The organism is Mycobacterium numidiamassiliense (genome assembly GCF_900157365.1).
Lineage (GTDB): Bacteria > Actinomycetota > Actinomycetes > Mycobacteriales > Mycobacteriaceae > Mycobacterium > Mycobacterium numidiamassiliense.
Window position 1 is genome coordinate 1,406,199 of the sequence record NZ_FUEZ01000003.1, and the last position, 13,419, is coordinate 1,419,617.

Below are 13,419 nucleotides of genomic sequence, written 5' to 3' on the forward strand. Positions count from 1 at the left end.
GTCATGCCGCGGCCCCCGCTGTAGTTTAGATCACGCAAGTATCTTGCGGCCCAGGGCCGCCCGCCCAGAGTGTGACGCTGGCTACGGTGGCGTTTACCGGCCGGTTCACGGGTTATCCGTTCCCCTTCTGCCAGGCAACCACTGATCAGTTGGGAAACGCGTTGACCACCACCAAAGGCGAAACACAGCTGTCCCCGACGCCCCTGACGAGGATGCGTGCGGGCCTGCCCGGGGCGATGCTGGCCGAGTTCTTCGGAACCTTCGTGCTGCTCCTGCTCGGCCTGGGCACCTGCGCGGTGAACGTTGTCGGCCTGACCGGCTCGGGCAGGCAGACGGTGCCGTTCGAGCCGGCGAACTGGCTGATCAACGTCTTCGGCTGGGCATTTGCCGTCATGCTGGCGGCCTACCTGGCCGGCGGGATCAGCGGCGCGCATCTGAACCCGGCGGTCACGCTGGCGTTCGCGATCCGGCGCAAATTCGAGTGGAAGAACGTGATTCCGTACTGGGTCGCCCAGACCGTCGGGGCGTTCTGCGGAGCGGCGGCGGTCTACGCGATCTATGGCCCGGCGATCGACGACTTCAACGCCGCCCATCACCTCGCGCGGCCGGATTCGCCAGACACCTATTCGATCTTCGCGACGTCGCCCGCCTCCTACTTCCACGGCGGCTACGCGGGCCCGCTCGTCGATCAGCTCGTCGGCACCGCGATCCTCGTCGTGCTGATCGCGGCGTTGATCGATCACCGCAACCAGGCGCCCGCGGGCAACATGGCACCGCTGATCATCGGCTTGATCGTCGCGGTCATCGGGTGCTCCTACGGCACCAACGCCGGCTACGCGCTCAACCCGGCCCGCGACTTCGGGGCACGGCTGTTCGCCTACCTGGAGGGCTGGGGCAAGCTTGCGTTCTCCGGCAACTACGGCCAAACCACCCAATACTGGTGGATCCCGATCGTGGGCCCGCTGGCCGGCGCGATCGCCGGCATCTTCCTGTACGACTTCTTCATCGGCCACGTGCTGGAAGCACGTGCCGCGATGCAGCTAACGCCCGAACCGGGTCTGGCACCGCCACCCACGACCGACGCCGCGTCGGCGGTGGCCGGACCCGTCACGGTCGAGGACAGCGCCGACCCCGGCGACACAGTGGCGGAGGAACGGGCCGCCTAGGTCCGATAGTGGCGGCCCGCTGCGCCCGGCTACGCCGCGCTTGCGATCCCCACCAGCTCAGGTGCCGGTCCACTGCGGCGCCCGCTTTTCGGCGAACGCGATCGCGCCTTCCTTGGCGTCGTTGGACCCGAACACCGGAGCCAGCAGCTTGCCCTGCTCGGCGAAGAAGTCGTTCGGGTTCCAGCTGCGGGACTCGACGATGATCTGCTTGGTGACGGCCACGGCGAGCGGCCCGTTGGCGGCGATCCGCTCGGCCAGCTCGATCGCGGCGTCCAGTGCCCCGCCCGGCTCGGCCAGCACGTTGACCATGCCGAGCGCGTGCGCGCGCTCCGCGCTCAGGTTCTCCCCGGTCAACGCCAGCTCCATGGCGATGGCCTGCGGAATACGCTGCGGCAACCGCAGCAGCCCGCCGCCGCCGGCGACCAGGCCGCGCTTGACCTCGGGGATGCCGAACGCCGAATCCTTCGACGCGACGATCAAGTCGGTGGCCAGCGCGAGTTCGGTGCCGCCGGCCAGGGCGTAGCCCTCGACCGCCGCGATGAGTGGTTTGGTTGGTGGACGCTCGGTGAAGCCCATGCCGCGGCCCTCGACGATGGGGAACTCGCCCCGCGCGAATGCCTTGAGATCCATGCCCGCGCAGAACGATCCCCCGGCGCCGGTCAGGATGCCCACGGACAGACCCGCGTCGCCGTCGAGCCGGTCGACGGCCTCGGCCAGGCCCTTGGCGACGGCGAGGTTGACCGCGTTCTTGGCCTTCGGCCGGTTGATCGTGATGATCAGGACTCGGCCCCGCTGTTCGACCAGAACCTCGGGTTCGTTGGCTTCTTCGTTCCCTGTGCTCACGGTGCTACCAAGCTCCTTCGACTAGCAGTGGCAATCGGTGCAGACCAGTGGCTGTTGTCCGAGGTGATCGTAGCGGGGAGCCGTCAGGCCGGCGCCATCGCGGCCTCGACCACCGTAAGCTCCTCGGAAAGCCCTGCTGCCCTGCGCAATTCGATGAAGTCGGCGACCATGGCCTCGGTGACCTCATGTGGATCCTTCACGGTGGCACCGTCGGACAACACCGAGATGTTGAGCTGATCGACATAGCTCCACACGGTGATGTTGAGCCCGCTGCCGGTAGTCAACGGTCCCACCGAATAGATCTCGGTGACCACCGCGCCGCCAACCCGGCCACGCTCCCGGGGACCGGGCACATTGGAGATCGGCAGGTTGAGCACCTTGTTCAGCTCGCGGCCGGCTGCCCAGCGGAAGAAGGACTGGCTTGCCACCGGCGGCATATAGTTCGACCAGCGGCTGATCAGTTCGGGGCCGACTAGGTTGGAACCCTCCTTGGCGGAGTTGGCGTTGTCGTGGCACGCGCGCAGTCGCGCCAGTGGGTCGTCAAGATCGGCCGGCAGCGCCACCATCATCCCGGTGAAGTAGTTACCCGAGATCCTCTCCGGGGAGAAGTCGAAACTGACCGGCACCGACGCCAGCAGCGGCTCGGCCACGCCGTCATACCGCAACAGCAAGGTCCGCAACGCTCCGGTGGAGATGGCCAGCACGACGTCGTTGATCTTGACGCCGAGCTTTTTGCCCGTCGCCTTGACGTCGGCCAGCGCCAGCGTCGCGGTCGCGAACCTCCGCTCGGGGGTGAGCTTGTGATTGATGAAGGTCGGCGGCGGCGTGAACGGCATGGTCAGTTCGGGCGAGAGCTTGCGCGAGCTGCGTCGGACCCGGCCGACACCCTGCGCGGTGTAGCGCATCGTCGCCGGGAGTTTTGCGATCTGCCGCAAGTGATCGCTGAACGCCGACGCCATCAGGTCCCGTTTGGTGGGCGCCGGGTCGGTGACTTGGGGTCCACTCTCCGGCGTGGGCAGCAGGTCCATGCCGCGAGCCATCAGGTTGGCCGACGCGATGCCATCGGCGAGCGCGTGGTGGATTTTGCCGACCACCGCGACCCGGTTGTTGGCCAGGCCCTCGACGAAGTACATCTCCCACAGCGGACGCTCGCGGTCCAGCGGCGTGCTGGCGATCTGTCCGATCGCCTCGTCCAACTCGCGACGACCCCCCGGTGCGGGCAGCTGCCACGGCCGGATGTGGTAGTTGAGATCGACTTCGCAATGCTCCCGCCACATCGGATGGTGGAACTTGAGCGGGATATCAACGAGCTGATAACAGAACGGGTCGAGCTTATTGAGCCGGGACCCGATGACCTGACGAAAACCATCGAGGTCGAAATCCCGTCGATCCGGGTCCAGTTCGATCACCGCGACCTTGAGGGTGTGCATATGCACGTTTGGTGCCTCGCTGTACAGCAGTACCGCGTCCCACCCGCTTAGCCGTTTCACCGCCGCCCCTTGCCCATAAGGGGACCTTACTCAGCGGTGCGGGCTCAGATAACCTCTTTGGCCCTGATCTGTGTGGCCGTTCGGTAAACCTGGTTGAGGAACAGCGAAGTCGCATGCGCGGCGACGCCGGCGCGCTCTCCGTCGACAAGGTCGAAACCGTGTCCCGCGCCGGGCAACTCCAGATACCCGACCATCGATCCGGAGACGGCGCGCATCCGCTCGACGAAGCTGCGAGCCTGCTCGACCGGGATGACGCTGTCCTTGCTGCCGTGAATCACCAAGAACGGTGGCGCATTTCGCTCTACACGCGCGATCGGCGACGCATCGCGGAACACCTCGGGGTGACGGACGATCCTGCGTTTGACCACTACCCGCTCCAGGAACTCGACGAACTGGGCACGCTCCCGGGTGGACCGGTCCTCCCAGTCGTAACGGCCATATACGCCGATCACCGCGTCCACCGAGCTGTCGGCGCCGTCCGGCAGCTTCGACGCGTGCTGCGGGTCGTCAGGAGTGAGTCCCGCCAGTGCGGCCAGATGCCCGCCGGCCGAACAACCGGCCACCGCAACGAAATTGCGGTCTCCCCCGAACTTGTCGACGTTGGCCCGAGCCCACGCGATGGCCGTCTTGACATCGATGATGTGGCGTGGCCAGCGATGGTTGGGAGAAGCGCGATAGTCGATCGCCAGGCACACCCAGCCCTGCGCCGCCAGATACGACATCAGCGCCGAGCCCTGCAGCATGCTGCGGCCGTGCACCCAGGCGCCGCCGGGAACGAAGATCAGCACCGGCGCGGGTTGAACGGGCAGATCCTTGCGCCGCCAGACGTCGAGCACCTGCGCCGGGTGGTCGCCGTAGTGGACCGCGCGGCGGTAGAGGTACGGGCGCTGGCGCAGCGCCTCCCAAATCGGCGGCGTACGCCCGGCAACGGGCCATTCCGCGTCCAGGTCCGCGGCCGATACCACCCCGCGCAACGCCGCCAGCGAAACCTGCTGGGTGCTTGCCCGGTCGCGGCGGCGCGCCTCGCCCTTGCCCGGCGTCAGCAAGTCCTTGGTCATCGCCGAGATTGCCTCGGGCGCGAGCCGCATACCCCACACGCCCATGGCGGTCATGCCACCCAGTGGCTCGAGGTGCTTACCGACCACCGGCAGCGAAGTGCCAGCGACGCTTAGTGCCAGCGCATAGTCGGCGGGGCGAGCCCGCAGCAACCATTTCACATACGGTGTCACGCTCGGAACTCTCCCCGTCATGTAGGCGAGATTACCCCGGCGCCGATAGCGGAAACTGACGTTTGCGTAGAAGGGTCGCCCGCGCCGGAACATCCATCCGGTACGTATTTGCTAACCAGCTATGCGTCTCAGCACCGCGAGGTGCAGGGCATAGCTGACGGCACTGGCCGCGAACATCGTGGCGGTCAGCAGCACCCACCTGCCCAGGAATGGCTGCTGAGTCTGGCCGGTCGCCGCCTGATAGGTCGGCCCGCCCTGGTCGATGATGCCGGGCAGGAATACCAGCAACGTAAGCCCAGCACCCTGGGCGGGAACTCTAATGTAGTTGCGGACAAACACTTTTCGATGATTGTCGCTCGGTTGGCGGTCGGTCCGGACGGATAGCAGCCGGTCGGCCAGCGCGTAGCGGGGGAACAACACGAGGTCGTGCGCGACAACGGCGGCGGCGAACCACACGGCGATCGATCGCCACCAAGTGCCGGGGTTTCCACAGCGTCGCCGGCGAGAAGGTGACCAGGATGTGGCCCCGCAGCGCCAAGCCGGACACCGTGGTCAGCAGGTGCAGCGGACGAGACCCGAAAATCGCGGCGAAACGTGTTGTCGATCTAGACATTTCAGCTCGCCTCGAATTCGATCTCACCCGGACACCAGACTGGTGATCACCCGATCGCCGATCAGCCGCACACTCGTCAGCGTCAAACCCACTTGGGCGGCGAGCGACGCGGCACTGTCCGCACCCACGCTTGCCCACCGGAACCAGGGCCCCACCTCGCAGGCCGACTCGAGGCGCACCCAGCCGGCACGGATACCGACGGTATCGGCATCGAACTCGGCTACGCAGCGGCCACCGCACCCGAGTAGCTCGGCGGCGCGGGCCAGGATCCGTCGTGGGTCCCCGCCGAGGCCGACATTGCCGTCGACCAACAGGACGGTCTGCCACTGACCCATTCCGGGCAGCGGCGAGAACACGTCACAGAGCAGAGCCGGCGCACCGCCGCGGCCGGCCAACCGGACGGCCGCGGCGGAACGGTCGATACCTAGCGCGGGTATCCCCCGCTGGAACAGTCGCGCCACCAAACGTCCTGGCCCGCAGCCTAATTCGATCGTAGGACCGCTGCACATCTCGGTGACAGCTTCATCGAACGCATCGTCCAGGGCGTCAGGAGGTCCGGCTGCTCCATCCGAGCAACATCGGGTACCCAACCAGCGGTGGGTCGGTAGCGCGCGGATCTGGCCGTCCTCGTGGCGGACCCAACATCGCTCGCCGCCGAGCGCCCGGTCGTAGAGATGTCCCAGCATGTCACGCCCCTCGCACCGTTGCGGACCTGTTCGCGACGCCACTGACGAACATCGCGTAAGCGAGCTTTCCCATCATTCCCCAATCCTTGGCCGCGTACACCCAGTCGGTTCGGGTGATTCGGAGCCGGGGGCATACTGGATCGGTGCCGAACAGCGATGTTCACCCCGACCTGCGCCGAATCGCCCGCTTCGCCCCCCGGCAGATGATCACGCCCCGCAGCCTGCGGCTGGTACGGGCCCTGTCCGGCCTGACGCAGCGCCACTCGCGCGGCGACGTCGAGGTCATCACCCTCGGATCCGGCGTCGGGGTGCGGCTGTTCCGTCCGGTCGGCGTCGCGGAGCCCACGGCAGCCCTGTTGTGGATCCACGGCGGCGGATACGTGATCGGCACCGCACAACAGGACGACGGTCTCTGCCGGCGGTTCAGCACCAAGCTGGGCATCACCGTCGCCTCGGTCGACTACCGGCTCGCTCCGGAGCATCCGTACCCCGCTCCGCTGGAGGATTGCTACACGGCGCTGGCCTGGCTGGCCGCACTGCCCGGGGTCGACGCCAAACGATTGGCGATCGGCGGCGCCAGCGCCGGTGGCGGCCTCGCGGCGGCCCTGGCGCTGCTGGCGCGCGACCGCGGAGAGATCGGCCTCGCATTCCAGCTGCTGACATACCCGATGATCGATGATCGAAGTTCGCTGACCACCCCGAAACCCAACTACCGGCTGTGGAGTCCGCAGAGCAATGAGTTCGGCTGGACGGCGTACCTGGGCGATGCGGATCCGCAGGTCGCCGTCCCAGCCCGGCGCGAAGACTTGAGCGGGCTGGCACCGGCATGGATCGGCGTCGGGACCCACGACCTCTTCCACGACGAAGACCTCGCCTACGCCGAGCGCCTGCGCAGCGCCGGGGTGCCGTGTGAGGTCGAGGTCGTTTCGGGCGCCTTCCACGGCTTTGATTTGGTGGCGCCGAAAGCTCAAGTGTCACGGACCTTTTTCCGCAGTCAGTGCGACAGCCTGCGGGCCGCGTTCGCTCCGGCGGGTTGATCGGGCCGCGTCACGTCGCCGAGTAGGCGACGTCGCCGCCGATGATGGTCGCGGCCACCATGGCGGCGTCCAACTCGGCCAACGCGTCAGCGGGCGGCACGGTCAGCACGCACAGATCTGCGGGCTGCCCGGGTTCGACGGTCCTGGGCCGGCTCGGCTGGTCGGGATGTCCCAGAAACATGGCCAAAGCCGTTCGCGCCGAAACACACTCGTGAGCCCCCAGGACAGCGCCGGTGGGCGTGGTGCGCCGCACCGCAGCGCGCATCGCCGCCCACGGGTCGCCGCGACCGAACGGCATGTCGGTGGACAGCGCGACGCGCACATTCGCCTTCAACAGGGAGGCCAGCCGCCATAGCTGACCGTGCTCGGCGGCGGGAATGTCGGCGAGGTACTGATCGCCGCGTTCGGCGACGAAGTTGGGCTGGGTGACCACGGTGACGCCGAGGTCGGCGAGCTCGGCCAGGCTGCCGTCATCGGCGACCGCGGCATGCTCGATGCGATCACCCGGGTGGCTGCCGGCCGCCCGCAACGCCGCGATCGTCACCACCAATTGGGCCGCGGTCACGCAGTGCACGGCGACCCGTCGCCCGTCGGCGTGCTGATCGGTAATCCACGCGATCAGCGAGTCCAGGTCGAGGTGGTCGTCGCGCAGGATTTTCTTGCCCGGCGACAGGAAGCCCAGCCGCGGCCGGAATTCCCCGCGCCGGTGCGCCACCAGCAGCGAGACCATGTCCTCGGCATCGAGATCGGGGGTGGCGTCGGTGACTCCGGTGACACCGACCGCGGTGAGCCGGCGGCTCAGTTCCACCAGGTCGGTGGGCCGAGGCTGCAGCCGCTCCGACCAGCCGCCGTCGGCGGACCGCAGCCGTCCATCGGCGTGTTCAGCCATCCCCACCCGGTTCAGCGCCGCGGAGTTGAGGATCCACAAGGCGCCACTGCGGTGCTGGACGCGCACCGGGACGCCGGGCACCACCTGATCCAGGGCGTTTCGATCCAGCTCACCGGCAACCGACTCGTGGTAGCCGACCGCGCGAATCCACCCGTCGGGCCCGGGTGCTGCATCTGACAATCGTTGGGCCAGTTGGTCTTTCGTGCGGACAGCGGGGGGACCGACCATGACCGAGTCCAGGGCCGACGCCGCCGATCGCACGTGCACGTGGTGGTCGTGCAGGCCGGGTAGCACCGTGCCGCCGCCGGCGTCCAGGACACTCTCCCCCGGTTCGGCGGCAAGCGTGTCGCCCACTTCCTCGATCATCGCGCCGAACCGGATATCGGCCGACATGCCGTCCAGCAAGGACGCGCGCTGAATCAGCATGACAGAAAGCGCCTTTCGGCGATCAAGCGGCGCACGGCGTCGTTGTCGGCGCCCGACGCGGACGCCTGGGAGCACGGCTGCGGAACCCGTGGTGCGGGCGCCGGATGCTCCGAGACCGGCGCGACGGCCGGCAGGGCGGCGTAGCTCGCGGCCACCGCGGCCATCGACAGCTCGATCACTTCACCGCCGCCGCGGCCCAGCGACTCGGTCAGCGCCGAAGCCGCCTGAAGTCCCGTCAGCGGGTCGGCGATGGCGTCGCCGCAGAACACCGGGCCCTCGGCGGTGGTTCCGACCAGGCCACCGGCGACCGCGGCGTCGTCGCCGAATGCGGGCCGTCCGGGGTCGGCGGCATATCCGTTGATCCGCAACCAGATTCGTCCCGCTCGCGGCGCCACATACTCGGGCCCGAGGTGTCGGCGGGCCAAGGCCGCGGGCCGCGAGCCTTCGATCACGATGTCGGCGGCGGAGAGCAGCTCGCGCAATTCGCCGGCGTCGCGGTCGAAATCGAGGCAGTAGAACAGTTTTCCACCGTTCATCCAGTCGAAAAACGCACCATTGCCCGCGCGGGTACCGTCCGGCCTGCGGGGACTTTCCACCTTGACGACCCGCGCTCCGGCGCGCGCCAGCAGGTGTCCGCACAGCGGCCCCGCCCACATCGAGGACAGGTCGGCGACCAACAGCCCGGCCAAGTCCCGTCCCGGCGCCCGGGTGCCCGTGCGGTGTACGCGCGGCGGCGCGGCCGCCGCCTCGCCCAGGCCGGCCGCCGGGATGTCCAGCAACCCCGCCCGCTCGACGATCGCCGACACCGGATGCGTTGCGGCCCAATGCGCCAGCAGCGGCCAAGGATCGACGGGCGTGTCGTCGACCTCGAGGAGTGCCGGGACAGCGGCGACATCGTCGGGGCGCGACAGCGTGATGGCACACCAGCCGTCGCGTGCCGCAAGCATTCGGGTGCCGCCACCGGCCGACCTCCGGCCGGCCCGCACCAGGCCGAGCAGCCCGGCGCGCCCGGCGAGCAGGGTGGCCGCATCGACGGCTACCCCGATGCGGCTTTCGACCGCGGCCGCGACCTGCTGGGCGCGGATCAACACGTTCGCCCGGGAGAAGTCGGGGTGGCCGTCCGGCAGGCCGGTCAGATGGGCCAGCCCGCTGCTGGCCCACTCGGACACCGCGTCGTTCACGTCCACCATTGTGCTCGCGGCCTATCGCGCCACGTGGAAGTGGATCAGAACTGAAACGCGCTGAACCGCCAGTCCAGCACCTGGCGGTCCGGCTCGCCGGTCACGTCGCCGACCGCGTAGACCACGGATCGAAGCGCCAGCACTCCCCCGTGCTCGGCGGGCTCAGCGGCCACGACGTGCAGCTCGCTGTAGAGGGTGTCACCCTCATGCACCGGCCCGGTGTGGTCGCAGGATTCCCAGCCCAGCACGGTCACCAGATTCGGCAGTAGCCTGCTGGCCTGGGCCAGCGCCAGCCCGATGGTATGCCCGCCGTACACCAGCCGGCGCCCACCGACCCGCGAATCATGGTGCGGGGCAGCGATGTTCAGGGTAAGCCGGGCCAGCTCGGGCGCATTGCTCACCACGTCGGCGGTGCTGTGCAGCACCGCACCGGCCATCCCCGCATCGAAATGCGGCCCCGGCACCCGATTCCGGAAGGTCGCGCCGTCCCAGTGCGCGGTCGGATCGGCGGCCGGCGGCGCCGGGTCGGCGCCGATGGTGGACAAATCGTCGCCGGGATCGGAGGGGTTGGGACTGAAGTCCGGGCTGGCCGGCAGCATCGCGCAGCGGTAGAAGTCGAGCACCAATCGATTGCCCTGATCGATCGTGGTCATGCGCAGCGCCGCCAGGCCCGTCGGTGCACGCCCCGGCTTGGCCGAGTTGGCCCGCAGTCCAACCACTTCGGTGCGGGTGTAGAGGGAATCGCCGACGACGGGAAACCGGTGAAACGTCAGCCCGCGGTAGAACAGGTTGGCCTTCACCCGCTGCGTCACCAGGGTGCTCTGCCCGATCGCGACGTCGCAGACCAATGCCGGGTGCGCCAGCGGTCCCGGCAAACCGGTCACCGCCGCACACAGGTCGGTGTCCAGCGACAGCCGCATCCGGTCGCCCACGATCGCCTGATGAGTCGCGGCCATCCCCGCCGAGAGCGTCATCGTCGGCGCCCAGTCGAAGACCTGGCCCGTCGACAGATCGTCGAAGTAGTACCCACCCTCGCGCACCGCCGCATACCCATTACCCGTCACAACGCCACATGCTGGCAGGCTGTCGAATCGGGGGTCAACTACGTGGCGATCGCGAGCGCGGCGGAGCCGGGCGAAACGGGTCGCCACCATTCACGCAGGAGGAAGTCGCGGGTGAACGACGAGGAAGAAATGCTGGTCGCCACGGTGCGGGCGTTCATCGACCGCGATGTGAAGCCGACGGTACGTGAGGTCGAGCACGCCAACACCTACCCCGAGGCGTGGATCGAGCAGATGAAGCGGATCGGCATCTACGGCCTGGCCGTTCCCGAGGAATACGGCGGGTCACCGGTGTCGATGCCGTGCTATGTGCGGGTCACTCAGGAACTGGCACGCGGGTGGATGAGCCTGGCCGGTGCGATGGGCGGGCACACTGTGGTGGCCAAGCTCCTGACACTGTTCGGCACCGACGAGCAGAAGCGGACCTACCTGCCGCCGATGGCCACCGGCGAGGTGCGCGCCACCATGGCGCTGACCGAACCGGGCGGCGGCTCCGACCTGCAGAACATGACCACCACCGCGCTGCCCGACAACAAGGGCGGCCTGCTGATCAACGGTGCCAAAACCTGGATCAGCAACGCGCGCCGCTCCACGCTGATCGCGCTGCTGTGCAAGACCGACCCCCAGGCCACGCCCCGGCACAAGGGCATCTCGATCGTGCTTGTCGAGCACGGTCCGGGCCTGACGGTGTCGCGGGATCTGCCCAAGCTGGGCTACAAGGGCGTCGAATCCTGCGAGCTGTCCTTCGACAACGTCGCCGTGCCGGCATCGTCGGTGCTGGGTAATGTTGCCGGAGAAGGCTTTTCGCAGATGATGAAGGGGCTGGAGACGGGCCGGATCCAGGTCGCGGCCCGCGCGCTTGGCGTGGCGACGGCCGCACTCGAGGATGCGCTGGACTACGCCCAGCAGCGGGAGAGCTTCGGCCAGCCGATCTGGAAGCACCAGTCGGTCGGCAACTACCTGGCCGATATGGCGACCAAACTCACCGCCGCCCGTCAGCTCACCCGCTACGCCGCCGAGCGCTACGACAGCGGCGAACGCTGCGACATGGAAGCCGGGATGGCCAAGCTGTTTGCCTCCGAAGTCGCGATGGAGATCGCGCTGAACGCCGTGCGCATTCACGGCGGCTACGGCTACTCCACCGAGTACGACGTTGAGCGCTACTTCCGCGACGCGCCGCTGATGATCGTCGGCGAAGGCACCAACGAGATCCAGCGCAATGTGATCGCCACCCAGCTGGTGGCCCGGGGCGGGCTGGAAGACGCCTGAATTCCCGGCCTGACCAGGGTGCGTGCGCTATATTCTGCTTGACTTCGGCACAGCAAAGCTGCGCGGGAGCGATCTGTTCGGGCCGGAGAAACCTTAAGGAAGGCAACCGCCATGAGTTATCCCCCTGGGCCTCCCGAAGGTTCCCCCGAATGGCAGGGCCAGCAGCCGCCGCAATGGCAGGGCCAGCCGCCGCCGGGTTGGCAAAGCCCGCCGCAGCCGGGTTGGCAGGGCCAGCAGCCCGGCTACCCGCCGCCCGTGCGCGAGCCGGATAACTACCTGGTGTGGGGCATTCTGGTCACGGTCATGTGCTGCCTGCCGTTCGGGATTGTCTCGATCATCAATTCCAACAAGGTCTCCACGCTGTGGGCGCAGGGGCAATACGCCGAGGCGCAGGCCGCGGCCGACAGCGCCAAGAAATGGGCGATCATCGGCGCGATCGTCGGCCCGATCATCTACGTGGCGGTCATGGTGGTCTACTTCGTATTCATCGCGGCGGTCGTCGTGAACGACATCCATAACTTCCCCAGCACCACCACGACGGTTCCCGGTTTCTGAAAACCGCTACGCCCCAGCATAAATCGCGTCGATCAGCCCCCAGGCCAGCGCGGTAGCGGCATCGACGGTGCGGCCGGACAACACCAGGTAGGCGCTGCGCCAGCGGCCGATCCGGCGGGTTACGCTGACGGTGCCGCCGGCGCCGGGAATCAGCCCCAGACTCAGTTCGGGCAGTCCGAAGACCGAATCGTCTTGTGCTTCAATCCATCCGCAGAACGCGGCCATCTCCAGTCCGCTGCCCATCACCCGGCCGTGAACCTCGGCGCGGCACGACCGCCCCAGTCTGGCGGTGACGGCATCGAGTGCCAGGGCAGGGCTGTGCCGGGTGCGGGCCAGATGCGCGCTCGCCGGATCGGCGAAGGTGCCGAATTCGGCAAGGTCGCCGCCACTGCAAAACGACGGGCCGTTGCCACTGAGCACGATCCCGGTCACCGACGGGTCCAGCTGCGCGACGGCCAGCGCCTCCAGTAGCGCGGCACGCGCGTCGGTGGAAAACGCGTTGTGGCGCTGCGGCCGGTTGAACCTGATCCGCAGGATGTCGCCGTCGCGCTGCGAGCGCACCGGGTCGGCGAACTCGGGCATCCGGACCGGACCGCGTTCGTCGAGCCAGCGCGCGAACTCCGGCCCGGCCTGCAACGTCGAATACGCCAGCGACTCGGTCAGCACGCCGGCCAGCGCGGGGCCGTCGGGACGCACCGTCCGCAGCACGTCGTCGCACACAGCACTGGCGTGCGGCCAGCGTTCGCAGCGCTGCTTCAGCTCGGCAACCGCGTCCGGCACCGACTCGACGGTGACGACCCGGCGGTCGGTGGATGGCTCGCCGCTCAGGGTGAAAGTCGCTGCGTCCAGCCGAGATTGGGCCCGGGCGATGTCGGCGGCCGAGCCGACGGCGACGACGACGCCGGGCGGTGTCGCTAGATCGGCATCAGGGCCGGGATCCAGCGCGCCCGACAAGTCGACCACCCGGAGCATCG

The 13,419-nt window shown here is 68.3% G+C and carries 12 protein-coding genes and 1 pseudogene; 4 read left to right on the forward strand and 9 right to left on the reverse strand.

Annotation, left to right across the window (positions count from 1 at the left end; translation table 11 throughout):
* Positions 1–86: 86 nt before the first annotated feature.
* Complete coding sequence (locus tag MNAB215_RS06545) at positions 87–1,166, forward strand: MIP/aquaporin family protein (protein WP_245830141.1); 1,080 nt, start codon at positions 87–89, stop codon at positions 1,164–1,166.
* Positions 1,167–1,223: 57 nt separating this feature from the next.
* Here MNAB215_RS06545 and MNAB215_RS06550 read toward each other — a convergent pair whose 3' ends face one another.
* From MNAB215_RS06550 to MNAB215_RS06570, 5 genes and pseudogenes are all read right to left on the reverse strand, one after another.
* A complete protein-coding gene (locus tag MNAB215_RS06550; RefSeq protein ID WP_077077984.1) occupies positions 1,224–2,009 on the reverse strand; it encodes a crotonase/enoyl-CoA hydratase family protein in 786 nt (261 codons plus the stop codon).
* A gap of 83 nt (positions 2,010–2,092) precedes the next feature.
* Entirely contained in the window at positions 2,093–3,499 is a 1,407-nt protein-coding gene (locus MNAB215_RS06555; RefSeq protein ID WP_077077985.1) for a WS/DGAT/MGAT family O-acyltransferase, read from the reverse strand.
* Positions 3,500–3,543: 44 nt separating this feature from the next.
* Entirely contained in the window at positions 3,544–4,749 is a 1,206-nt protein-coding gene (locus tag MNAB215_RS06560) for an alpha/beta hydrolase (RefSeq protein WP_077077986.1), read from the reverse strand.
* Between the two features lie 90 nt (positions 4,750–4,839).
* A pseudogene (locus MNAB215_RS06565) lies at positions 4,840–5,341 on the reverse strand (hypothetical protein).
* 23 nt (positions 5,342–5,364) lie between these two features.
* Complete coding sequence (locus tag MNAB215_RS06570) at positions 5,365–6,027, reverse strand: class I SAM-dependent methyltransferase (protein WP_077077987.1); 663 nt, start codon at positions 6,025–6,027, stop codon at positions 5,365–5,367.
* A gap of 143 nt (positions 6,028–6,170) precedes the next feature.
* Here MNAB215_RS06570 and MNAB215_RS06575 point away from each other — a divergent pair, with 143 nt between their 5' ends.
* The gene (locus MNAB215_RS06575) at positions 6,171–7,064 is read left to right on the forward strand and encodes an alpha/beta hydrolase (protein ID WP_077077988.1); all 894 of its coding nucleotides are present in this window, start codon (positions 6,171–6,173) and stop codon (positions 7,062–7,064) included.
* Positions 7,065–7,074: 10 nt separating this feature from the next.
* Here MNAB215_RS06575 and MNAB215_RS06580 read toward each other — a convergent pair whose 3' ends face one another.
* From MNAB215_RS06580 to MNAB215_RS06590, 3 genes are read right to left on the reverse strand one after another with little or no spacing between them, the layout of a single operon-like run.
* Positions 7,075–8,379: an amidohydrolase family protein gene (locus MNAB215_RS06580; protein WP_077077989.1), complete on the reverse strand. Its 1,305-nt coding sequence runs from the start codon at positions 8,377–8,379 to the stop codon at positions 7,075–7,077.
* Positions 8,373–9,569, reverse strand: coding sequence for a CoA transferase (locus tag MNAB215_RS06585; RefSeq protein ID WP_077077990.1), 1,197 nt, complete (start codon positions 9,567–9,569; stop codon positions 8,373–8,375). Before MNAB215_RS06585 ends, MNAB215_RS06580 begins: the two co-directional genes overlap by 7 nt.
* 35 nt (positions 9,570–9,604) lie before the next feature.
* Positions 9,605–10,624, reverse strand: a complete 1,020-nt coding sequence (locus tag MNAB215_RS06590; RefSeq protein WP_077077991.1) for a MaoC family dehydratase — start codon at positions 10,622–10,624, stop codon at positions 9,605–9,607.
* A 111-nt stretch (positions 10,625–10,735) separates the two neighbouring features.
* On the opposite strand from MNAB215_RS06590, the gene MNAB215_RS06595 reads away from it, so the two are divergent.
* Both MNAB215_RS06595 and MNAB215_RS06600 read left to right on the forward strand, forming a co-directional pair.
* Positions 10,736–11,890, forward strand: a complete 1,155-nt coding sequence (locus MNAB215_RS06595; RefSeq protein WP_174604528.1) for an acyl-CoA dehydrogenase family protein — start codon at positions 10,736–10,738, stop codon at positions 11,888–11,890.
* Between the two features lie 111 nt (positions 11,891–12,001).
* Positions 12,002–12,445 carry a CD225/dispanin family protein gene (locus MNAB215_RS06600; protein ID WP_077077992.1) on the forward strand — a complete coding sequence of 148 codons (444 nt, stop codon included), beginning with the start codon at positions 12,002–12,004 and terminating at the stop codon, positions 12,443–12,445.
* Positions 12,446–12,451: 6 nt separating this feature from the next.
* Here the strand turns inward: MNAB215_RS06600 and MNAB215_RS06605 are convergent, their stop codons facing one another.
* On the reverse strand, positions 12,452–13,417 hold the full coding sequence (locus tag MNAB215_RS06605) for an enoyl-CoA hydratase/isomerase family protein (protein ID WP_077077993.1): 966 nt from the start codon (positions 13,415–13,417) through the stop codon (positions 12,452–12,454).
* Positions 13,418–13,419 lie beyond the last annotated feature (2 nt).